26 protein-coding genes are annotated in these 21,234 nt (G+C 68.9%); 19 read left to right on the top strand and 7 right to left on the bottom strand.

The genetic code is table 11. The features are described from left to right. The 14 genes from DSD19_RS15300 (at nucleotide 1) to DSD19_RS15235 (ending at nucleotide 7,792) form a co-directional block, all read left to right on the top strand. A complete protein-coding gene (locus tag DSD19_RS15300; RefSeq protein ID WP_075784780.1) occupies nucleotides 1-516 on the top strand; it encodes a GNAT family N-acetyltransferase in 516 nt (171 codons plus the stop codon). Further along, entirely contained in the window at nucleotides 513-1,040 is a 528-nt protein-coding gene (locus DSD19_RS15295) for a GNAT family N-acetyltransferase (RefSeq protein ID WP_113670204.1), read from the top strand. The genes DSD19_RS15300 and DSD19_RS15295 overlap by 4 nt, the downstream gene beginning before the upstream one ends. Next, nucleotides 1,037-1,564 (top strand): GNAT family N-acetyltransferase, encoded by a 528-nt coding sequence (locus DSD19_RS15290; RefSeq protein WP_075784778.1) that lies wholly within the window; start codon nucleotides 1,037-1,039, stop codon nucleotides 1,562-1,564. Before DSD19_RS15295 ends, DSD19_RS15290 begins: the two co-directional genes overlap by 4 nt. Further along, the gene (locus DSD19_RS15285) at nucleotides 1,564-2,169 is read left to right on the top strand and encodes a GNAT family N-acetyltransferase (RefSeq protein ID WP_113670203.1); all 606 of its coding nucleotides are present in this window, start codon (nucleotides 1,564-1,566) and stop codon (nucleotides 2,167-2,169) included. The genes DSD19_RS15290 and DSD19_RS15285 overlap by 1 nt, the downstream gene beginning before the upstream one ends. Next, nucleotides 2,162-2,458, top strand: coding sequence for a chorismate mutase (locus tag DSD19_RS15280; RefSeq protein ID WP_075784776.1), 297 nt, complete (start codon nucleotides 2,162-2,164; stop codon nucleotides 2,456-2,458). The genes DSD19_RS15285 and DSD19_RS15280 overlap by 8 nt, the downstream gene beginning before the upstream one ends. 42 nt (nucleotides 2,459-2,500) lie before the next feature. After that, entirely contained in the window at nucleotides 2,501-2,857 is a 357-nt protein-coding gene (gene rpsP, locus DSD19_RS15275; RefSeq protein WP_075784775.1) for a 30S ribosomal protein S16, read from the top strand. 3 nt (nucleotides 2,858-2,860) lie between these two features. Then, on the top strand, nucleotides 2,861-3,511 hold the full coding sequence (bluB, locus tag DSD19_RS15270; protein WP_113670202.1) for a 5,6-dimethylbenzimidazole synthase: 651 nt from the start codon (nucleotides 2,861-2,863) through the stop codon (nucleotides 3,509-3,511). Between the two features lie 3 nt (nucleotides 3,512-3,514). Continuing rightward, nucleotides 3,515-4,024 carry a ribosome maturation factor RimM gene (gene rimM, locus DSD19_RS15265; RefSeq protein ID WP_113670201.1) on the top strand — a complete coding sequence of 170 codons (510 nt, stop codon included), beginning with the start codon at nucleotides 3,515-3,517 and terminating at the stop codon, nucleotides 4,022-4,024. A 114-nt stretch (nucleotides 4,025-4,138) separates the two neighbouring features. Beyond that, a complete protein-coding gene (locus tag DSD19_RS15260; RefSeq protein WP_113670200.1) occupies nucleotides 4,139-4,498 on the top strand; it encodes a hypothetical protein in 360 nt (119 codons plus the stop codon). Between the two features lie 39 nt (nucleotides 4,499-4,537). Then, nucleotides 4,538-5,341: a tRNA (guanosine(37)-N1)-methyltransferase TrmD gene (gene trmD / locus DSD19_RS15255; RefSeq protein ID WP_113670199.1), complete on the top strand. Its 804-nt coding sequence runs from the start codon at nucleotides 4,538-4,540 to the stop codon at nucleotides 5,339-5,341. A gap of 290 nt (nucleotides 5,342-5,631) precedes the next feature. Then, on the top strand, nucleotides 5,632-6,009 hold the full coding sequence (rplS, locus tag DSD19_RS15250; RefSeq protein ID WP_075784770.1) for a 50S ribosomal protein L19: 378 nt from the start codon (nucleotides 5,632-5,634) through the stop codon (nucleotides 6,007-6,009). Between the two features lie 11 nt (nucleotides 6,010-6,020). Beyond that, a complete protein-coding gene (rpmE, locus tag DSD19_RS15245) occupies nucleotides 6,021-6,242 on the top strand; it encodes a 50S ribosomal protein L31 (RefSeq protein ID WP_075784769.1) in 222 nt (73 codons plus the stop codon). A gap of 226 nt (nucleotides 6,243-6,468) precedes the next feature. Beyond that, nucleotides 6,469-6,864: a CZB domain-containing protein gene (locus DSD19_RS15240; RefSeq protein ID WP_075784768.1), complete on the top strand. Its 396-nt coding sequence runs from the start codon at nucleotides 6,469-6,471 to the stop codon at nucleotides 6,862-6,864. Between the two features lie 118 nt (nucleotides 6,865-6,982). Continuing rightward, nucleotides 6,983-7,792 (top strand): division plane positioning ATPase MipZ, encoded by an 810-nt coding sequence (locus DSD19_RS15235; protein WP_075784767.1) that lies wholly within the window; start codon nucleotides 6,983-6,985, stop codon nucleotides 7,790-7,792. A gap of 17 nt (nucleotides 7,793-7,809) precedes the next feature. Here the strand turns inward: DSD19_RS15235 and DSD19_RS15230 are convergent, their stop codons facing one another. Next, on the bottom strand, nucleotides 7,810-8,115 hold the full coding sequence (locus DSD19_RS15230) for a hypothetical protein (RefSeq protein ID WP_075784766.1): 306 nt from the start codon (nucleotides 8,113-8,115) through the stop codon (nucleotides 7,810-7,812). A 54-nt stretch (nucleotides 8,116-8,169) separates the two neighbouring features. Beyond that, complete coding sequence (locus DSD19_RS15225; RefSeq protein ID WP_113670198.1) at nucleotides 8,170-9,114, bottom strand: LysR family transcriptional regulator; 945 nt, start codon at nucleotides 9,112-9,114, stop codon at nucleotides 8,170-8,172. A gap of 114 nt (nucleotides 9,115-9,228) precedes the next feature. Here DSD19_RS15225 and DSD19_RS15220 point away from each other — a divergent pair, with 114 nt between their 5' ends. The 4 genes from DSD19_RS15220 (at nucleotide 9,229) to DSD19_RS15205 (ending at nucleotide 14,211) form a co-directional block, all read left to right on the top strand. Continuing rightward, nucleotides 9,229-10,647 carry a form I ribulose bisphosphate carboxylase large subunit gene (locus DSD19_RS15220; protein WP_075784764.1) on the top strand — a complete coding sequence of 473 codons (1,419 nt, stop codon included), beginning with the start codon at nucleotides 9,229-9,231 and terminating at the stop codon, nucleotides 10,645-10,647. A 21-nt stretch (nucleotides 10,648-10,668) separates the two neighbouring features. Then, nucleotides 10,669-11,025 (top strand): ribulose bisphosphate carboxylase small subunit, encoded by a 357-nt coding sequence (locus DSD19_RS15215; RefSeq protein WP_075784763.1) that lies wholly within the window; start codon nucleotides 10,669-10,671, stop codon nucleotides 11,023-11,025. Nucleotides 11,026-11,110: 85 nt separating this feature from the next. Then, on the top strand, nucleotides 11,111-11,914 hold the full coding sequence (locus tag DSD19_RS15210; RefSeq protein ID WP_075784762.1) for a CbbQ/NirQ/NorQ/GpvN family protein: 804 nt from the start codon (nucleotides 11,111-11,113) through the stop codon (nucleotides 11,912-11,914). A gap of 5 nt (nucleotides 11,915-11,919) precedes the next feature. Beyond that, complete coding sequence (locus DSD19_RS15205; protein ID WP_113670197.1) at nucleotides 11,920-14,211, top strand: nitric oxide reductase activation protein NorD; 2,292 nt, start codon at nucleotides 11,920-11,922, stop codon at nucleotides 14,209-14,211. Nucleotides 14,212-14,301: 90 nt separating this feature from the next. Here the strand turns inward: DSD19_RS15205 and DSD19_RS22415 are convergent, their stop codons facing one another. Then, complete coding sequence (locus DSD19_RS22415) at nucleotides 14,302-15,927, bottom strand: cytochrome c family protein (RefSeq protein WP_243628037.1); 1,626 nt, start codon at nucleotides 15,925-15,927, stop codon at nucleotides 14,302-14,304. A 538-nt stretch (nucleotides 15,928-16,465) separates the two neighbouring features. Here DSD19_RS22415 and DSD19_RS15195 point away from each other — a divergent pair. After that, nucleotides 16,466-16,960 carry a DUF4405 domain-containing protein gene (locus DSD19_RS15195; RefSeq protein WP_113670196.1) on the top strand — a complete coding sequence of 165 codons (495 nt, stop codon included), beginning with the start codon at nucleotides 16,466-16,468 and terminating at the stop codon, nucleotides 16,958-16,960. A 76-nt stretch (nucleotides 16,961-17,036) separates the two neighbouring features. Here DSD19_RS15195 and DSD19_RS15190 read toward each other — a convergent pair whose 3' ends face one another. Genes DSD19_RS15190 through DSD19_RS15175 form a run of 4 tightly spaced genes read right to left on the bottom strand, consistent with a single transcriptional unit; the run spans nucleotide 17,037 to nucleotide 21,096 of the window. Continuing rightward, nucleotides 17,037-17,987 (bottom strand): FAD:protein FMN transferase, encoded by a 951-nt coding sequence (locus tag DSD19_RS15190; protein ID WP_113670195.1) that lies wholly within the window; start codon nucleotides 17,985-17,987, stop codon nucleotides 17,037-17,039. Beyond that, nucleotides 17,968-20,172, bottom strand: a complete 2,205-nt coding sequence (locus tag DSD19_RS15185; protein WP_113670194.1) for a PepSY domain-containing protein — start codon at nucleotides 20,170-20,172, stop codon at nucleotides 17,968-17,970. The genes DSD19_RS15190 and DSD19_RS15185 overlap by 20 nt, the downstream gene beginning before the upstream one ends. Nucleotides 20,173-20,182: 10 nt before the next feature. After that, nucleotides 20,183-20,653 carry a DUF2271 domain-containing protein gene (locus DSD19_RS15180; RefSeq protein WP_113670193.1) on the bottom strand — a complete coding sequence of 157 codons (471 nt, stop codon included), beginning with the start codon at nucleotides 20,651-20,653 and terminating at the stop codon, nucleotides 20,183-20,185. Nucleotides 20,654-20,685: 32 nt separating this feature from the next. Beyond that, nucleotides 20,686-21,096, bottom strand: a complete 411-nt coding sequence (locus DSD19_RS15175; protein WP_113670192.1) for a hypothetical protein — start codon at nucleotides 21,094-21,096, stop codon at nucleotides 20,686-20,688. Nucleotides 21,097-21,234: the final 138 nt, after the last annotated feature.

Genomic DNA, 21,234 nt, shown 5'->3' with positions numbered 1-21,234 from the left:
GTGACCGCAGCACCCATCATAGACACCGCGCGGCTTCGCCTGCGCCCGCACCGGGTCGAGGATTTCGGCCCCTATGCGGCACTGTTCGCCTCGGAACGCGCGCGCTTCATGGGCGGGCCGCTGTCGCGCCGACAGGCCTGGCAGGTCTTTGCCGCCGATGTCGGGCAATGGTCGCTGATGGGCTTCGGCGCCTGGGGCGTCGAGCGCCGCGAGGATGGCGTGGCGGTGGGACAGGTGGCGCTGAACAAGCCCGACCACTTCCCCGAGCGCGAACTGGGCTGGCTGGTCTTCGACGGCCATGAGGGCCGGGGTTATGCCACCGAGGCCGCAGAGGCTGCCCGCGACCATGCTTTCGGCGCGCTCGGCTTCGACACGCTGGTCAGCTACATCTCGCCCGAAAACCGCCGCTCGGTCGCGCTGGCCGAACGGCTTTGCGCAAGACCCGACGCGACCGCCGCCCGGCCCGATCCGGGCGATCTGGTCTATCGTCACCCGCGCCCGGAGGCAGCGGCATGAAGATCACGATCGACTGCCCCGAGATCGAGACCGAGCGTCTGATCCTGCGCGGCCCCAGGGCGGCCGACTGGGAGGCCCATGCCGCCTTCGCCGGGTCCGAACGCGCACGCTATATCGGCGGGCCGTTCTCGCGGCGCGACGCCTGGACGAAATTCGCCTCGCGCTGGGGCCATTGGGCGCTGCATGGCTATGGCATGTTCACCGTCACCCGGAAGGGCTCGGACGCCGCCATCGGCGTGATCGGGCCGCATTTCCCCGAAGGCTGGGCGGAACCGGAACTGGGCTGGATCCTCTATCCCGAGGCCGAGGGTCAGGGCCTGGCGCGCGAGGCCGCGCTGGCCTGCCGCCGCTTTGCCTATGACACGCTCGGCTGGACCACCGCGATCAGCTATATCGACGCCCGGAACGACCGCTCGCGGGCGCTGGCCGAACGGCTGGGCTGCCGCCTCGATCCGTCGGTGCCCTATCCTTTCGACGAGGATTGCGTGGTCTACCGCCATCCCGGACCGGAGGCCGCCGCATGACCTTTCTGCCCGTCGTTCCCGCGCTGACCACGGCGCGGCTCACGCTGCGCGGTCCCGAACCGCGCGACTTTCCGGTGCTCCGCGCCTTCTATGCCTCGGACCGGTCGGGCTTTGTCGGGGGCCCGAAAAGCCCCGAGGGCGCCTGGCGCCAGCTTGCCACCGAAATCGGCCACTGGGCGCTGCGCGGCTACGGGCGCTGGATCGTGACCGAGCGCGGAACCGGCCACACCGTCGGCATGGTCGGGCTCTGGAATCCCGAGGGCTGGCCCGAGCCCGAGGTCGCCTGGGATCTCTTCGAGGGGTTCGAGGGCAAGGGCTATGCCACCGAGGCCGCCCGCGCCGCCCGCAGCCATGCCTACGGCGCGCTCGGCTGGCCCACGGCGATCAGCCTGGTCAACCGCGCCAACATTGCCTCGGCCCGGGTCGCCGAACGGCTGGGCGCGGTCTATGAGGGCGAGGTCACCCACGAAACCTATGGCAGCATCGGCGTCTACCGCCATCCGGCTCCGGAGGCGTGTCGTTGATGGCCCATTCCGCGATTCCCGTCCTGGAAACCGAGCGGCTGGTGCTGAAGGGCCCCGCCCCCGAGGACTATCCGAATTTCGAGGCGACCTTCACCAGCTACCGCGCGCGCTTCATGGGCGGGCCGCTCAGCGAATACGAATCCTGGATGCTGTATGCCGCCGAGATCGGGCATTGGCAGATCCACGGCTTCGGCATGTGGATGATCCACGACCGCGAGACCGACGCGACGCTGGGCATGGCGGGCGGCTGGTATCCCAAGGGCTGGCCCGAGCGCGAGATCGCCTGGGTGATCTGGCCGCGGGTCGAGGGCCGGGGCATCGCGCTCGAGGCCGTCCATGCCGTGCGCGGCTGGTGCTACGACCGGCTCGGCTGGACCACCGCCGTCACCTATGTCGATCCGAAGAACGCCAGTTCGGTCCGGCTGTGCGAACGGCTTGGCGCGACGCTCGACGCAGACGCCCGCACCGTCGACAGCCATGACATCGTCTATCGCCATCCCAGCCCCGCGGCGCTGGCGGCGGCGCCCCTTGCCGCCCGGATCGCGGCCGAACTGGCCGACCATATCGACCCCTCGTGCAAGCCGAAAGGAGTGCCCCTTGACTGACGACGTCCGCCGCGCCGCCGAGCTTCTGAAGGAGCACCGCGCCAGCATCGACCGGCTTGACGCCATCCTCGTCTACACCCTGGGCGAGCGGTTCAAGCACACCCAGGCGGTCGGCCGGCTGAAGGCCGCGCACGGGCTGCCGCCCTCGGACCCGGCGCGCGAGGACCAGCAGATCGCGCGGCTCGAGGATCTGGCCCACCAGGCCGATCTCGACCCGGAATTCGCCAAGAAATTCCTGAACTTCATCATTCAGGAAGTGATCCGTCACCACTTCGAACACCAGAAATAGGCAGACCCCTGCCCCCCAAGCCAACGAACAGGAGAAACTGACATGGCTCTGAAACTTCGTCTCGCCCGCGGCGGCTCGAAAAAGCGTCCCTTCTACCGCATCGTCGTCACCGACAGCCGCATGCCGCGGGACGGCCGCTTCATCGAGAAGCTGGGCGTCTACAACCCGCTGCTGGCCAAGGACAGCGAAGAGCGCGTGAAGATGGATACCGAGCGCGCCCAGTACTGGCTCGGCCAGGGCGCCCAGCCGACCGACCGTGTCGCCCGGATGCTGGAAGCCGCGGGCGTGCTGGCCAAGACCGAACGCAGCAACCCCAAGAAGGCCGAGCCCGGCGACAAGGCGAAGAAACGCGCCGAAGAGAAGGCCGCCAAGGCCGCTGCCGCCGCCGAGGCCGAATAAGTCATGGCCTCCGAGACAGCCCGGGCCGACCGGTTCGCGCCCGCCTTCCGCGACGAGCTTTTCGAGCTGATGCGGTGGCGGCGCGACGTGCGCCATTTCCGCACCGATCCGGTCGCGCCCGAGCTGCTCGACCGCTGCCTTTCGGCGTTCCGGCTGGCCCCCTCTGTGGGCCTGTCGGAACCCTGGCGGCTGATCCGGGTCGAAAGCCCGGCCGCCCGCGCCGCCGCGCGGGCCAATTTCGAGGACGCCAATGCCGCGGCCCTCAAGGGCTATAAGGGCGAGAAGGCCGCGCTTTACCCGCGGCTGAAACTGTCGGGCATGGACCGCGCGCCGGTGCAGCTTGCGGTCTTCTGCGACGAGGAAACCGCGCAGGGCGCAGGCCTTGGCGCCGCCACCATGCCCGAGATGCGGCGCTATTCGGTGGTCGCGGCCATCTCGATGTTCTGGCTTGCCGTCCGGGCCGAGGGGCTGGGGCTTGGCTGGGTGTCGGTGCTTGACCCCGACCGGCTGGCCCGCGATCTGGGCGCGCCCGAGGGCTGGAGCCTCGTCGCCTATCTCTGCCTCGGCTGGCCCGAGGTCGAACGCGACAGCCCCGAACTGGAAGAGGTCGGCTGGGAAAGCCGTGCCGCCGGCCTGATCGTCGAGGAGCGTTAGGACATGACCGACAGGGTCTGCGTCGGGGCGGTCTCCGGGTCCTTCGGGGTCCGGGGCGAGGTGCGGCTGAAAAGCTTCTGCGCCGATCCCGCCGCCATTGCCGATTACGCGCCGCTCTATTCCGAGGACGGCGCGCGAAGCTTCGATCTGGAGATCACCCGCGCGGTCAAGGAGGGCTTCGCCGCCCGCCTTTCGGGTGTCGTCACCAAGGAAGAGGCCGATGCGCTGAAGGGCCTGCGGCTTTACGCCGACCGCGACCGGCTGCCCTCGCTGCCCGACGACGAATTCTATCATGCCGACCTGATCGGGCTGACCGTGGTCGATCCGGGCGGCAAGGTGCTGGGCACTGTCCATGCGGTCTTCGACCATGGCGCGGGCGACCTGATCGAGGTGCGCGGCCCGGGCCTCAAGGCCGCCGTTCTGGTGCCCTTCACCAACGCCATCGTGCCCACCGTCGATCTTGAGGCCGGGCGGATGGTCATCGACCCGCCCGACGGGCTTTTCGAGACCTGAGGCGATGACCTGCGGGCGCCGCGCGAATTGCGGCGGGGCGCCTCATTGCGGTTCCGCCCGATCGGGTGTTCCCCTGCCCGCGCCCCATATCCGACCACAAGGAGCGTCAAGCCCATGAACCTGCCCCAGATCTTCTACGCCGTGATCCTGTTCGGCGCCTTTCTCGGCGGCACTGCCGGGATCGATGCCTGGGTCATCCTCGTGATCGCCGCCTTCGCGGTCGTCGCGACCGTCTTCGACCCGGCCGCCAAGGCCAAACGCACCGCCGAGGGCAAGACCCTGACCAAGGCGCTGCCGATGATCGTCGTCAACCAGGTGATCTGGGCGAACCTCGCCTTCCTGATCGGCCTCGGCCTGGCCTGGCCCTTCGGCGGCAGCATCCTCGCGCTGCCCCTTCTGGTGCCGCTGATCGTCTCGGGCGTCGGCTGCGCCGGTGCGCTGGCCATGGGCATGAAGCCCGGCGTCAAAGGCTGAGCCTTCCGCCGCCTCTGAAAACCCGCTAGAGACCCGCCCATGACGGAGAATGCCAGATCCCATGGGCGGCTGTCGGTGTCGGCCAGCCTCAAGCCCCGCGACCTGATGGCCGAACGTCCGCGCCTGAGGGGCGCCTGGACCGCGCGCGTCATCACGCTGTTCCCCGAAGCCTTTCCCGGCATTCTCGGCCTGTCGCTGACCGGCAAGGCGCTCGATCAGGGGCTCTGGGCGCTCGAACCCATCGACCTGCGCCCCTTCGGCGAGGGCAGGCATCGCAATGTCGACGACACGCCCGCGGGCGGCGGGGCCGGGATGGTGCTGCGCGCCGACGTGGTGGCGAAGGCGCTCGATCAGGCGGCCATCGGCACGCCGCCCGACCGCGCCCGCTGGCCGGTCGTCTATCTCTCGCCCCGGGGCGCGCCGTTCACGCAGGCCACGGCCCGCCGCTTCGCCGCGGCCGAGGGGCTGACCCTTCTTTGCGGCCGGTTCGAGGGCGTCGACGAGCGGGTGCTGGAGGAATACGCGGTCGAGGAGGTCTCGCTGGGCGATTTCGTCCTCACGGGGGGCGAGATCGCGGCCGAGGCGCTGATCGACGCGACCGTGCGGCTTTTGCCGGGCGTGCTGGGCAATGCCGCCTCGACCGAAGAGGAAAGCCACTCGGCCGGGCTGCTGGAACATCCGCAATACACCCGCCCCGCGGAATGGCGCGGCCGGGCCATTCCCGAGGTGCTGCTGTCGGGCAATCACGGCGCGGTCGAGCGCTGGCGCCGCGACATGGCCGAGCGGCTGACCGAGTCCCGGCGCCCCGACCTTTGGGCGGCCTATCGCCGGAAGCCCGACTAGACCGCTTGCGCCTTCAGAACAAGGCGCCAAACGGCTTGATTGCAGTCCCCGCCTTGTCTATACACCGCCCGTCCGGGGCTTTCGCGAGTCGGCCGGGCACTTTCTTTTTGGCCTCGTGCTTCTTCGGCACGGCCCGGGCCGGGGAAAGGACCATCGAACAGGAAACGCAACCTGAAACTCTGGCGGGCGCCCCCGAATGGGACGAAGGCGGACCCGGACGAAGGCACAGAGCTCTGAGGCGGCAAGAAAACTTCGCGGACCAGAACCGCGAGCGAAACCGGAGACATGCGATGGACCTGATCGCGCAACTGGAGGCCGAGCAGATCGCCGCGCTCGGCAAGACCATTCCCGACTTCAAGCCGGGCGACACCATCCGGGTGGGCTACAAGGTGACCGAGGGCACCCGCACCCGTGTGCAGAACTACGAAGGCGTCTGCATCTCGCGCAAGAACGGCAAGGGCATTGCCGGCTCGTTCACCGTGCGCAAGATCTCTTTCGGCGAAGGCGTGGAACGGGTGTTCCCCCTCTTCTCGACCAATATCGACTCGATCGAGGTCGTCCGCCGCGGCCGCGTTCGCCGGGCCAAGCTTTACTACCTGCGCTCGCGTCGGGGCAAATCGGCCCGGATCGCCGAGGTCTCGAACTACAAGCCCAAGTCCGCGGAATAAGGAACAGGCCCATGCGCAAGGACATCCACCCCGATTACCATGCCATCGACGTCAAGCTGACCGACGGCACCGTGGTCCAGATGAAATCGACCTATGGCAAGGAAGGCGACACCCTGTCGCTCGACATCGACCCCAGCGTGCACCCGGCCTGGACCGGCGGCAGCTCGCGTCTGATGGATACCGGCGGCCGCGTGTCGAAGTTCAAGAAGAAATACGAGGGCCTCGGCTTCTGAGCCCAGCCCTTCGAAGATTGCCGAACGCCGCCCCTCGGGGCGGCGTTTTCGTTTCACGCCCTGGGCTGTAACGCGTTTTGATTTAAAATTATTCTACTTTCTGACGTCCTTGCGCCCTTCCTCGGACAAATTCCCGGCTTTTTCCCTTGGAACGCCGCAATCGCGCCACAATCCGGGCGCCCTCTCACGAACATAAAAGTTTATTCAGATTGATGAGGTTCAGCCGATGTCCCTCCCCATTTCCCGTTCGACGGCCGAGGCCCTGGAGGCCGCCATCCAGTCTCATTTGCTCTTGAGGGGCCGGCTGCGCCAGGCGGTGCAGACCGGCCGGGCCGGAATTTCTCCGGAAGAGGCCAGCGCCCAGGGCGGCTGCGACCTCGACCGGCTGCTGGGCGGCGGCGATCTGGCCGCCGCGGCGCGCGGCGCCCGACATGTCCGCGAGATCGCCCGCAGCCATGCCGAATTTCACGCCTGCGCGGGGCGCATCCTGCGGCTGGTGGCCGACCGGCGGGTCGGCACGGCCGAACGCGCGCTGGGGGTCGAACTGCGCGACATCTCGAACCGGATGATCGCCGAAATCGAGGCGTTGCAGGACGAACTGAAAGCCCCGACCGGCGCGTGACGACCGGACGAAGACATGGCGCAAGCGGCCCTGCGGCCGCTTCCAATCCCTGCCCCCTCACCGTAAGGTGAGGGCGGGTCTTTCGGGGGTTGGGACCGGCAGAAAAGCGAGGTTGGCAGTGGCGCATATCATCGTCGTCGGCAATGAGAAGGGCGGCGCGGGAAAATCCACCGTGTCGATGCATGTGGCGACGGCGCTGGCGCGCCAGGGCTTCCGGGTCGGCGCGCTCGATCTCGACGTGCGGCAGCGTTCGCTGGGCCGCTTCTTCGACAACCGCAGCGCCTATCTGGCCCAGACCGGCGTCGATCTGCCCTCGCCCGATTTCCGCGAGCTGCCCGAGATCGACGCGGCGACCCTGGACGAAAGCGAAAACGTCCACGACCGGCGGCTGTCGACCGCGATCGCCGAGCTGGAACGCGAAAAGGACTTCATCCTGATCGACTGTCCCGGCTCGCATACGCGCCTCAGCCAGGTCGCGCATACGCTGGCCGACACCCTGATCACGCCGCTCAATGACAGCTTCATCGACTTCGACCTGCTGGCGCGCCATGACGGCGCGACCGGCAAGATCCTCGGCCCGTCGATCTATTCGGAAATGGTCTGGAACGCCCGGCAGATGCGCGCGCAGGCCGGGCTGAAACCCATCGACTGGGTGGTGCTGCGCAACCGGCTGGGCGCCCAGCAGATGCACAACAAGCGCAAGATGGGCAAGGCGCTGGACAATCTCTCGCGCCGGATCGGGTTCCGCGTGGCACCCGGCTTTTCGGAACGAGTGATCTTCCGCGAACTGTTCCCGAACGGGCTGACGCTGCTCGATCTCAAGGATACCGGGGTCACCACGCTGAACATCTCGAACGTGGCCGCCCGGCAGGAGCTGCGCGACCTGATGGCCGCCCTGAAACTGCCCGAGGTCGAACAGGTCGCCTGACGAGCGCCCGGCCCGGTTCAGGACATGCCGTGGCCCGCGACCCGGGCCGAGACCTCCTGCAGCCCGTGAACGAGGAAGATGCCCATCAGCGCGTGATAGAGGATTGCGCCGCCCAGCACGTGCAGCATGAAGATCCAGCCGCCCGAAACACCCGCCGCGACCACCACAAAGAGCGACGACACCGCCGAAACCACCAGCGCGATCAGCATCGCCCGGCCGTTCGGACCCAGCCTCCGGGCGACGATGGCGCGGCGTTCAAGCTCGGCGGCGCCCAGCAGCAGCACCAGCGAAAAGCCAAGATACAAGGCGAAGACCTGCATCATCCCTGACATCCTTTCTCTTGCGGCCGGCCCCCGCCCCGGCCTTTCGCGAAAGGGTTACTCCTGTGCGGCCTCTTTCGCAATGCGCGCTATGGCCGGCCCCGCCTCGACCGCTTGCCGGGCATGGGCGACCAGATGGTCGAGAAACGCCTCTGCCACCACCGACAGATGCTTGCCGCGCGGATAGGCGACCTGCCATTGCCGCAAAAGCGGAAAGCCCGCGACATCCAGCACCTTCAGCGCCCCGGTCGCGCCTTCCAGCGCCAGCGTGTCGCGCGACAGGGCGCCGAGGCCCAGGCCGCCGATCACCGCCTGCTTGATCGCCTCGTTCGACCCCAGCTCCATCCGCATCGGCAGCGTCAGCCCCCGCGCCCGGAAGAACCGTTCGACCGTCAGCCGCGTGCCCGACCCGCGTTCGCGCAGAAGGAACGGCTCGCGCGCGACCCGTTCGGGCGGAATGTTGACCTCGGCGGCCAAGGGATGATCGGGCCGCGCGATCAGCACCAGCGGGTTGTCGGCAATGGCCCGCGCGACGACGTCGAGCCCCTCGGGCGGGGTGCCGAGGATGCACAGATCATCCTCGCTGGCGGCAAGCCGGGCCAGCACCGCCTGCCGGTTGGTGACGGTCAGCGCCACCTCGATGCCGGGATTGGCATCGCAGAACTGGCCCAGCAGGCGCGGCAGGAAATATTGCGCGGTCGAGACGATGGCCAGCGTCAGCCGCCCCTCGCGCAGGCCGCGCATGTCGGCCAGCCGCATCTCCATCCGGCCGACCGCATCCAGCGTCTCGCGCGCGCCCTCGACCACCACGCGCCCCGCATCGGTCGGCTGCATCCGCTTGCCGATCCGGTCCAGCAGCGCGACGCCCAGGCTGTCTTCCAGCTGCTTGACCTGGGTGAAGACCGCCGGCTGGGTCAGGTTCAGCTCTTCGGCCGCGCGGGTATAGCTTTGGTGCCGGGCCACCGACAGGAACACCGACAATTGCCGCAGGCTGATCCGCATACTAGGTAATTCTCTATTATCAACCTAAAAACTATTCAGTTTTATAGAGGCATTCAAGCGCCCATAGTCCCCCCGAGCCGAAAACGGCCCGCCATGAACCGCGGAGGAGGACAGATGGCCAAGACCTATGACGCCGGTGTCAAGGAATACCGGTCGACCTATTGGGAACCCGACTACACGCTGAAGGACAGCGACATCCTCGCTGTCTTCAAGGTGATCCCGCAGCCCGGCGTGTCGCGCGAAGAGGCCGCGGCCGCCGTCGCCGCCGAAAGCTCGACCGGGACCTGGACCACGGTCTGGACCGACCTGCTGACCGATCTCGACTATTACAAGGGCCGCGCCTACGCCATCGAGGACGTGCCGGGCAGCGACGAGGCCTTCTATGCCTTCATCGCCTATCCGATGGACCTGTTCGAGGAAGGCTCGGTCGTCAACGTCTTCACCTCGATCGTGGGCAATGTCTTCGGCTTCAAGGCGGTGCGCTCGCTGCGTCTCGAAGACGTGCGCTTCCCGCTGTGGTTCGTCGCCACCTGCTTCGGCCCGCCCCACGGCATTCAGGTCGAACGCGACAAGATGGACAAGTACGGCCGGCCCCTGCTGGGCTGCACCATCAAGCCCAAGCTGGGACTTTCGGCCAAGAACTATGGCCGCGCGGTCTATGAATGCCTGCGGGGCGGGCTGGACTTCACCAAGGATGACGAGAACGTCAATTCCCAGCCCTTCATGCGCTGGCGCGACCGGTTCCTGTTCTGCCAGGAGGCCATCGACAAGGCCGAGGCCGAGACCGGCGAGCGCAAGGGTCACTACATGAACGTGACCGCGCCCACCATGGAAGAGGTCTACAAGCGCGCCGAATTCGCCAAGGAGCTGAAGACCCCGATCATCATGTCGGACTACCTGACACTGGGCTGGGCCGCGCATAACTCGCTGTCGAAATGGTGCCGGGACAACGGCCTGCTGCTGCACGTTCACCGTGCCATGCACGCGGTTATGGACCGCAACCCCAATCACGGCATCAACTTCCGGGTGCTGGCCAAGATGCTGCGGTTGCTCGGCGGCGATCACCTGCATTCGGGCACTGTCGTCGGCAAGCTCGAAGGCGACCGCGAGGCGACGCTGGGCTGGATCGACCTTCTGCGCGACCGCCATATCAAGGAGGACCGCTCGCGCGGGATCTTCTTCGATCAGGACTGGGGCGCGATGCCCGGGGTCTTCCCGGTCGCCTCGGGCGGCATCCATGTCTGGCACATGCCGGCGCTGGTCTCGATCTTCGGCAACGACTCGGTGCTGCAGTTCGGCGGCGGGACGCTTGGCCACCCCTGGGGCAACGCGGCTGGCGCCGCGGCGAACCGGGTGGCGCTCGAGGCCTGCGTGCAGGCCCGCAACGAGGGCCGCGAACTGGAAAAGGAAGGCAAGGAGATCCTGACCAATGCCGCGAAGCACAGCCCCGAGCTGAAGGTCGCGATGGAGACCTGGAAAGAGATCAAGTTCGAATTCGACACCGTCGACAAGCTCGACACCCAGCACCGCTGAGCGCCCGGAGGAAGAGAGAGAATGAGCAACGTTCAGGACTACACCTCGCGGCTGTCGGACCCCGCGAGCCGCAAGATGGGCACCTTTTCCTACCTGCCCGAGATGGACGACGCGCAGATCCGCAAGCAGGTCGAATGGATCGTGAAACATGGCTGGAACCCGGCCATCGAACATACCGAGCCGCAATTCGCCAAGTCCAACTACTGGTACATGTGGAAGCTGCCGATGTTCGGGGAAACCGATGTCGACACCATCCTGGCCGAGCTGAAAGCCTGCCACGAGGCGAACCCAGACAACCATGTCCGCCTGATCGGCTACAACAACTACACCCAGAGCCAGGGCGCCAACATGGTGGTCTATCGCGGCACGCCGGTCTGACCGGACCCACGACCGTAGACCGAAAGACCGTGCCCCGAAGGGCGCGGTCCGAACCTGCGAACGCACTCCCGGGGGAGGACGGACCATGACGGATATGCTCGACCAGTACCGCGTCGCGGAAGAACCCTATTACCGGCCCGTCGCCGACGAGGTGGCGCTTTACGAGGCCGCCTATGCTGCCAAGATGCCGGTGATGCTGAAAGGCCCGACGGGCTGCGGCAAGACCCGCTTTGTCGAGCACATGGCCTGGCGGCTGGGCAAGCCGCTGATCACCGTCGCCTGCAACGAGGACATGACCGCGTCCGACATCGTGGGCCGGTTCCTGCTGGATGCCGAGGGCACGCGCTGGCAGGACGGGCCGCTGGCCTTCGCCGCGCGGCATGGTGCGATCTGCTATCTCGACGAGATCGTCGAGGCGCGGCAGGACACCACCGTCGTCATCCACCCGCTGACCGACAACCGCCGCGTCCTGCCCCTTGAAAAGAAAGGGGAACTCTTGCGCGCGCACGAGGACTTCCACCTCGTGATCTCGTACAACCCCGGCTATCAGAGCCTGATGAAGGACCTCAAACAGTCCACCAAGCAGCGCTTCGGCGCGCTCGATTTCAGCTATCCCGACCATGCGACCGAGGTCGAGATCGTCTCGCATGAATCTGGCGCGGACCCCGGGGATGCCGACAAGCTGGTCTCGATCGCGGAACGGGCCCGCAACCTCAAGGGCCACGGGCTGGACGAAGGGATTTCCACCCGGATGCTGATCCATGCGGGAAGCCTGATGGCCCGCGGGATCGAACCGCCCGCCGCCTGCCGCATGGCGCTGGTCCGCCCGATCACCGACGATCCCGACATGCGCGACGCGCTGGACGCCGCCGTCGCCACCTATTTCTGACCGCCATGGCCACGCTTGAGGACTATGCAGAGCTCCTGGCCGATCTCGACGCGCCCCAGCGCGAAAAGCTGGAGGACGTCTGGCCCGAGGCGGTGCGCCAGCTCAGCCCGCGCGGGCTCGACAACTGGCTGAAGGGCACCGCGGCGCTGTCACATATGGGGCGCGGCGACCATATCGTCCGCACCTGGATCGAGACCGTGCCCACCGTCGCCCGCGATCTGGGCGAGGATATCATCCCCGATCTGGCGCAGGCCTGTCTGGGCTTTGCTTCGCGCACCTCGGGCGCGGTGATCGAACGGGTGCTGGCGACCGCCCCCGTGGCCTCGCGCCGCCTGTCCGACCCCGATCTGTTCCGCGCCTATCTGCAATTGCTGAACCAGTTGCTGGCGCAGGCGCCCCGGGGCCTGCGGCCGATGCTGGACCATCTCGAAGAGCTTCTGGGCGTGCTGACGCTGGGCGGCCTTCGCCGCTGGGCCAGCTGGGGCGCCGAGGCGCATCGCACCGATTACGAGGAGCTGACCCGCTATTTCGGCCTCGAAAGCGCGGAATCGCAGGCAATCCTGCAAAACGAACGCAAGGGCACGCTGTTCGTCGACATCCACCGCCGGATCGGGATGTATCTGCGCGCGCTTTGGGGCCGCGATTTCCTGATGCGCCCGACGGCCGGCGATTTCGAGGCCCGCGAAGGCATCCGCCCGCATATCGCGGACTATTTCCTGCACCTGCCCGACGCCTATGACGACTGGGAGGGCGTGCCGGGGCTCGACCTTTACCGCGCCGCCGCCGCCCATGCCGCGGCCCATGTGGCGGCCACGACCGCGCCCTTGAAGGGCGACGAGCTGAACGCGTTGCAACGTGCCGCTATCGGCCTGATCGAGGATGCCCGCGTAGAGGCGCTGGCCATCGCCCGCTTTCCGCGTCTGCGCGACCTGTGGCTGAGGTTTCACAGACCCGCGCAGGATGGCTCGATGACCGCGCGTTTCGGCCGGATCGCGCTGGCGCTGCTGGATCCCGACGCCGCCACCGGCGACGAGATCGCGGACTGGGCGCGGGCGGCCTTTGCCGGGGCCGATCTGGGCACCGCACGGACATCCTTCGATCTGGGCCTGCAACTGGCGCATCGTCTGCGCAACGAGCCCTATTCTGCCTGGCGCGACGGACAGGCTGCGCCCTATCGCGACGACAACCGCTATATCTGGGAATTCGAGGAGTCGGTCGACTGGGAAAAGGGCATGGCCCCCGACCAGCAGGTTCGCAGATATGTCTCGGTCTCGGAAATGGTGAACGAGGTCGAGGTCGAAACCGCCGGTGACGACGCGCAGGAGATCTGGGTCGCCGAGACCGAGCTGTTCGACGATGACGGTGTCTCGTTCAACGAGAAAGAGGGCAAGGAACCGACCGCGCCGCCGGTCCCCTATGACGAGTTCGACTACAAGATCCAGATGCACCGCCCGGCCTGGGCCACGGTGCTGGAAAAGCGCCCGCGCCTGGGCGATCCGGCCGATATCGACGCGATCCTGACCGAAAACCGCAAGCTCACCCAGCGGATGCGGCATCTGCTGGACGCAATGCAGCCGCAGGGCGTCCAGCGCATCCGCAAGCTCGAGGACGGAGACGAGATCGACCTGAACGCCGCGACCCAGGCCCTGATCGACATCCGCATGGGGCTGCAACCCGACCCGCGGGTGATGATGCGGTCGGTCCGCAAGACCCGCGACATCGCGGTGATGGCGCTTCTGGACCTGTCGCAATCGACCAACGATCCGGTGGCGGGGCAGGAGCGGACGGTGCTGGACCTGACCCGCACCGCGACCGCCCTTCTGGCCGAGGCCATCGCGAAGGTGGGCGACGCCTTCGCGCTGCACGGCTTCTGCTCGGACGGGCGGCACAACGTCTTCTATGCGCGCTACAAGGATTTCGACCAGCCCTGGGGCGAGATCCCGAAGGCGCGGCTGGCGGGGATGGAGGGCCGCCTGTCGACCCGCATGGGCGCCGCGATCCGCCACGCGGGCGCGCATCTGGGCCGGGTCGCCGCCGCCAAGAAGCTGATGCTGGTGATCACCGACGGCGCGCCGTCCGACATCGACGAACGCGACCCGCAATACCTGCGCCAGGATGCCCGCGCCGCCGTGCAGGAGGTCGCCAGGACCGGCGTCATTCCCTTCTGCCTGACGCTCGACCCCCGCGCCGATCAATATGTCGCGCAGACCTTCGGACAGCGGAACTTCCTCGTGCTGGAAAACGTCGAGCGTCTGCCCGAACGCCTGCCCCAGCTTTACGCGGGCCTGACCCGGTAGCCTTCTGACTGAAAACGAAAACCCCGCCCCGGCAGCGCGGCCGGGACGGGGCTTTCGCGGTCGGCGCCGGGCGTCAGACCCGGTGCGGCCTCACTCTTCGGACAGCTTCGCGATATAGGCGTAGATGTCCTTGACCTCTTGCGGGTCCTTGGCGTTGTAGGTCATCAGACCGCGCGCCTTGGGATCGTCGAGATAACCGCGCAGGAAACCGGTCGGGTCCTGAGCATAGACCGACACCTGTTCCTCGTCCCAGACCAGACCGGCTTCACCGGCGGCGGTCATAGATTTCGAGTAGCGGAAGCCCTCGACGATGCCCGCATGGCGGCCCGGCATGCCATAGAGGTTCGGACCGACCTTCAGGCCGCGACCGGCCAGCATCTCGCCCGAGGGGCTGACGACGCTGTGGCAGGTGGCGCACTGGATGAAGGCCTTTTCGCCCTTGGCGGCATCGCCGGTGATCGCGGCGGCGGCGGCGACAGCCCCGGCAGCGGCAGCGGCAGCGGCATCGTCAGCCGCGGGCTCTTCCGCAGCGGCGGGCTCTTCGGTCGCGGCAGCTTCCTCGGCAGCAGGCGCTTCGGCGGCCGGTTCGGCAGCAGCCGGTTCTTCCGCAGCGGGCGCCTCGGCGGCCGGTTCGGCTGCGGTTTCCTCGGTCGCGTCGCCGCCGATCAGGGGCTCTTCGCTGCCGGTCAGGGCTTCACGGGTGTCCTGCACGGCTTCGGTCACGGCTTCGCCCGCGCTGTCGGCAGCGGCTTCGGCGGTATCGACCGCATCGGCCACGGCGTCCCCGACGGTCTCGGCAGCGGCTTCGGCGTTATCGGCCACGTCGGACGCGGCTTCGGCCGTCTGATCGACGACGCTGGGCTCCTCGGCAGCCGGTTCTTCCGCGGCAGCCGGTTCCTCGGCGGCGGGAGCTTCCTCGGCCGCTGGCTCTTCAGCCGCAGCGGGTTCTTCGGCGGCGGGTTCTTCGGCAGCAGCGGCTTCTTCGGCAGCCGGTTCGGCAGCGGCTTCTTCCCCGGCAGCGGCGATGGCGTCGAAGGCTTCCTCAACGGTCGCAGGCGCTTCGGCCGCAGCTTCGGCAGGCTCTTCGGCGGCAGCGGTCAGGGCCGCGGACTTGCCAGCCAGCGCGGCGGCACGCTCGGCGAGATCGGCATATTCGGCAGCAAGAGCAGCCGCCTGGTCAGCCAGGGTCAGCGCCGAGGCGACGGCCTCGGGGGTGTCGACCGCAGGCGCTTCGACGGCTTCGGCCTCGGCGGCGGGTTCTTCCGCGGCGGGGGCTTCCTCGGCCGGGGCTTCGGCGGCCGGTTCCTCGGCAGCGGCAGCCTCTTCGGCGGCCGGCTCTTCGGCGGCGGGCGCTTCGGCGGCCGGCTCTTCGACAGCGGCGGGTTCCTCGGCGGCCGGATCTTCAGCGGCAGCAGCTTCCTCGGCGGCCGGTTCGGCGGCAGCTTCGGTGGCTTCGGCAACGTCAGCGGCGGGCGCTTCGGCCGCAGCTTCTTCGGTCGCTTCTGCGGTGGCTTCCTCGGTCACTGCCTCTTCGGCGGTGGCTTCGGGCGCTGCCGCTTCGGTGGCTTCGGCGGCGGGAGCTTCGGCGACCGGCGTCTCGATCGCGGGCTCGGTCGTGGGTTCCTTGCCGCCGCTGAAGCTGACGGCGGCGATCGCGATGCCAAGCGCCGGCGCGGCGACGATCAGCCGGATCAGGTTCTGCGAATTATTGGACATGGTTCATCCTTTTTTCGTTCCGCTGCCCACGGCTGGGACCACCCCCTCCGCGGCAGGACGTCCTCCTGCGGGTTCCGACGGGAGCCCCTGATGCCTCCCGCATCGGCCAGAAGACCCGCCGGACCGCCCGCAAAAGGCATACCGGCGTCCCTTGGCCGCCATGCAGGACCATACCCAACGGCGCACGGGATGGCAGCCTTTTGTCGTCGCCTGCGACTCTGATACGCGGGCGAACCCCCTTGTCAGCCCGCAGAGGGTGACCCGGCACCGGGTTTCGGCCCGGTCCGATCAGGTTCGCGCCGGATGCGGCCGGGCGAAACGCGGCATTTCGCCCCCGAATCGCTTGCACGGCGAGAGCCGGGCGGCAGGTGTCGATTCCCCGCGCCGCAGCGGGTCGCGCCTGAAAAGATGCGTCTTTCCCGCCGGTTTTCGTCAGCCGCTTCAGCCAGCCGTCAGGCAGGCGACGCCATATGCGCGCATCGGCCCGGCCCCGCATCAGGCGACCGCTGCCGGAATAAAACTGCAAAGGAGAACGACCATGCGCAGCCTTCTCATGCGCTACGCCACCCCGTCGATCATCGGCCTCTTCCTGGTGTCGCTGGTCACCGGGACCGCCCTTTTCTTCCATGTCGGCCCGTCGGCCTTTCATGGCATCCACGAATGGCTCAGCATGGTGCTGATCCTCGGCTTCGCGCTGCATGTCTGGCGCAACTGGCGCCCGATGCTGGCCTATATGAAGGGCAAGCCGCTGGCGGTGTCGCTGGTGGTGTCCCTGCTGCTCTCGGCGGTCTTCTTCCTGCCCGGCCGCAGCGAAGGCGGCCCTCCGGTCTTCGGACTGGCGGCCCAGGTCATGGCGCATTCCGCGACCGAGGTCGCCCCGGCGCTGGGCACCACGCCCGACGCGCTGATCGCGCGGCTGACGGCCGCAGGCTATACCGTGGGCGGCCCCGACCAGCCGCTGGCCGAAATCGCCAGCGCCTCGGGCCGCTCGACGATGGATCTTGCCGCCACGTTGATCAGCAGCGCGCGCTGATCCCGCCCACACAGATGCCGACAGCGAAACGCCTGCCCGTCCTGGGCAGGCGTTTTGGTTTCGATGGGACCGGGGATCAGGCGGCAAAGCCCGGCCCGATGGCAGTCTCGGCCAGACCGGCGCCGTCGCGCTCCAGAAAAAGCACCGAAAGCCCCAGCCGCCGCGCCAGCGCCGCGCCCTCTTTGCGGCCCAGCACCATCAGCGCGGTCGCCCAGGCGTCGGCCTCCATGCAGCGCGCCGCCAGCACCGTGACCGAGGCCGGAGAGGCCGCAAGCGGCGCGCCCCGCCGCGGGTCCATGGTATGCGACAGCCGCCGCCCGCCCAGATCGACCCAATGCCGATAGTCGCCCGAGGTCGCCACCGCCCCGGACTCGAGCGCCAGAACCGCATGCGCCGCCCGCTGGCCGGGATCGGGGCGTTCGACCGCCACCGCCCAGGGCTGGCCACCGGGCCGCGGGCCCAGCGCGCGCAGTTCGCCGTCGATCGACATGAGCGCGCTGCCGATGCCGAAGGCCCGCGCAGTCTCGGCCAGCCGGTCGACCCCGTAGCCCTTGGCGATGCCGCACAGATCGAGCGCCAGCGGCCCGTGCTTGCGCGCCCGCCGGTTGGCGCAGTCGAGTTCCAGTACCTCGCAGGCAGGCCGACGCGGCTCCTTGAGGGCCGCGCGAATGCGTCCCGGATCGGCCGCGGCGCCGGAAAAGCCCCAGGCCGCGACCGCATCGCCCATCCCGATCTCGAAGGCGCCGCCCGAGGCTTGGCCGATGGCAAGCCCGGCCGCCAGCACCTCGACCAGATGCTCGGGAAGGTCGATCCAGCGATCCGGCCCGGCGCGGTTCAGCCGCATCAGGTCGCTGTCGGCGCGGCGGGTCGTCATCTGCGCCTCGACCTCGGCGACCGCCGCGGCAAGGGCTGCATGCAGCGGGGCCGGATCGACCCCCGCCCCGACATGCAGCACCGCCGACCAGCGCGCGCCCATGGCCGGCCCGTTCAGGACCAGCCGTTCGGGGTCAGTAGACGTCTTCGACATAGCGCCCCTCCGCCTTCAGCCGCACCAGGGCGCCGGACCCCGCCTGATCGAGGATATCCTCCAGCGCCTCGGCCACGCCCCTTGCCATCTCGCGGCCGCCGCAGACCATGATCCGTGCGCCCTGGGACACCAGCGCGGCCACCCGGTCGGCATCGCGGCGCAGCAGATCCTGCACATAGGCCCGGTCGGCGGTGCGCGAGAACGCCGTCGCGACCGAGGCAAGACGCCCGTCCTTCTGCCACTCCACCAGATCCTCGCCGAAGAGAAGATCGCTTTCCGGCGCACGCGCCCCGAAATAAAGGTGCAGCGGCCGTTGCGCGCGGTTGCCCCGGGCAAAGCCCGCAAGCGGCCCGATGCCGGTCCCGGCCCCGATCAGGATCAGCGGCGCCTCGTCCTGCCCGGCATGGAAGGCCGGGTTCGGGCGCAGCACCGCCGCCACGCTGTCGCCGGGCGCCAGATCCATCAGCTGCCCCGAGCACAGCCCGCCCGGATGCTTGCGCACGCAGATCTCGGCGAACCCGTCGGACGACCCCGAGGCCAGCGAATAGTACCGCGGACGGCTGTCGCCCTCGGGCAGCACGGCCAGCAGATCGCCCGCAAGGAACGGGCCGAAGCCGCCGCCGGTCAGGCGCTGCCAGAGGGTGCGGCGCGGCAGGACAAAGCGCAGGATCGCCGTCGGCGCCTGCACCTCGGCGCCGTAATCGCGGCGCGAGACCAGCCGAAGACGCACCGGTTCGGGACCGGCGCTGGCGGGCAGAAGATCCAGCGCGATGCCCAGACGATCGGCCAGAGCCCGGACCCAGCGGGCGAAATCCTGCGGCGACTGGCGATCGACGCGGGCGGGGGTCATGAGCTCGGCCCAGCCCGCCGCGCGGGCGGCCGCGCGCACCTTGTCGGCATAACCGCAGAAGGCGGGAAAGGCGCTGTCGCCGAAGCCCAGCACAGCAAAGGGGGCCGCGGGCGCCACGCCCAGAGCGGCCACCCGGTCGAGAAAGCCCTGCGCCGAGCCCGGCGCGTCGCCATCGCCCGAGGTCGCGGCCAGGATCAGAACCCGCTGCGCGCGCAGATACCGTTCGGGCGCGAAACCGGACATCGGCCCGACATGGACGCTGCTTCCGGCGTGGGTCAGCGCGGCGCGCAGGCGCTCGGCAAAGCCCCAGGTGGTGCCGCCCTCGGACCCGACCAGAAGGATCGTGTCGGCCGCCTCGGGCGCGACCGCGCGAACCCGCCGCCCGGCCGCCCCGGCGGTGCGGCGGCCCGCCTGCTGCGCAAGCCCGGTCAGACCCAGCACCGGCACGCTCAGCGCGGCCAGCCCCAGCAGAAGCCCCAGCAGGGCGGCGCCCCGACCGGTATGAAGCATCATCGCCAGATCGCCCAGCCGGTCGGCCCAGCCGCGCGCGGTCCAGGCCAGCATCTGGCCGCTGGCCGGATCGACATAGCCGGTCCCGGCCACGGTCCTCAGCGTGAAGACGTCGCCCGCACTTCCCGGGCGCGGAAAGGTCAGTTGCCGCAGATCGGCCAGCGGCAGATCGCGCAGCGCCGCCATCGCGGACGGAGACATCTCCGCCCCGCCGCCCGGCACGAAGCCGGGCAGGCCGGTCTCCGGCAAAAGCCCGAAGGTGCCCGCCGCCAGCCAGATCCCGGTCAGCGCGGAGAGGGTCAGCGCCGCGCCGCCCAGCCGCGCCAGATCGAGATGCAGCCGCCGCGACAGGGGCCCGCGCGCGGGCGCCAGCAGCCGCGACCAGCCGCCCAGACGCCGCGCGGTCAGTGCCAGCCCCGACAGCGTCAGCGCCAGCATGGCAAGGCTTGCCGCTGCCACCACCAGCCGCCCGGCATCGCCCAGAAACAGCGACCGGTGCAGGTTGGTCAGCCAAAGCTGCAGCGCCGACCGCTTGGCCGGGGCAAGGATCTCGCCGGTCGCGCCATCGACAGCCCAGCGCAGGGCCGCGCCGTCCTGAAAGGCATAGGCGGTGATGCCGCCCGCGGCCGAGACCCGGATCTCTTCTAGGCCCGGCACACTGTCCTGCAGGGTCGCGGCCAGGTGGCCCGCGGATATATCGGGCAAGGGCACGGCACTCAGCGCCCCCGCCGCGGGATAAAGCGACAATGCCGCCCCGCTAAGCGCGGTCACGGACAGGATCAGGGCCGCGCCAAGCCCGGCCCAGCGATGCAGCGGACGGATCATCGGGGTCTCCTCACATCTCGTAGGCGAAGCTGGCAATATAGCCGCGGCCCGCGACCGGCTGGCCCGCGCCCCCGGTGGTCAGCGGCACCACGATCTCGGAGGGGCTGTCGCGCATGTCCTCGACCGCCGCGTCCACATGCAGCTGATAGCCCGCGTCGAAAGGCGCATCGGCCAGATCGAAACTGACGGTCAGCGTCCGTCCGGCGCCGACGCTGGCGCCGGTGATCCCGGCCACCTCGGCGGCATTGCCGCCGGTGGCGCGGTACCAGTCCGAGAGGCTCTTGTAGTATTTGGCCTTGGCCCCGGCCATCCAGAGCGAGCCCACATAGGCGCCGGAGGCATCGGTGACGTAATAGGCCAGATAGGCGCCGTCGCCGCCGTAATTCGCCATCCGGGTGGTAAAGGTCACCTCCTTGGCAAAGGCCAGACCGGGCGCGGTCAGCGCCGTGGTCAGGGCAAGGGCAGAAAGCAGGGTCTTCATGGTCGGATCTCCTTTGGCCGGGCGAGCCGGGATCAGTTGGACTGCGCGCGCGGCGCGGCGCCGTTGTTGAACAAGCCGTTGGCGGGCGGCGCGACAGATCCCGGCGCGGGCTGCGCTTGGGCGCGGGCCCGGCCACCGCGCGTGTCGCAGTCGCCCGAGCGGCGCGTCGCATGCGACCGGTCGCGGCGGCCTCGGTCGTCATCGTCGCGGCCGAAGCCGAACCAGCCACGGTCGTCGTCATCATCCTCGGCCCAGCGGCCATGATGACGGTCGCTGCGCCCGGTGCCCCAGTAGGCCTGACCGCCTCCGTTCTGCTGCGCCATCGGCGCGGCCGGGCGCGGAGCGATCCGGGTGGTTCCATCCGCCTGGGCGAGTGCGGTCCCGGTCATCCCGAGGGCGAGAATCGCGGCCAGCAGCGGGGCGGATTTGAGGGTCGGTGTCATGGCTTTGTCCCTTTCAGGTGAACCTTCGATGGGACCGTTTTCCGCCCCGCGCCTGATCGGCGCCTGACGCCTGTGCGAATTCCGCTTCAGCTTCCCGTCAGGGAGGGGGGGCTATAGACTGGCCCCAGCACGAAGGAC

The organism is Rhodovulum sp. BSW8 (assembly GCF_003314725.1).
In the GTDB taxonomy this organism is placed as follows: Bacteria; Pseudomonadota; Alphaproteobacteria; order Rhodobacterales; family Rhodobacteraceae; genus Rhodovulum; species Rhodovulum visakhapatnamense.
Note: the sequence above shows the minus strand (reverse complement) of the source record. Positions and strands in the feature narration are given on the sequence as shown.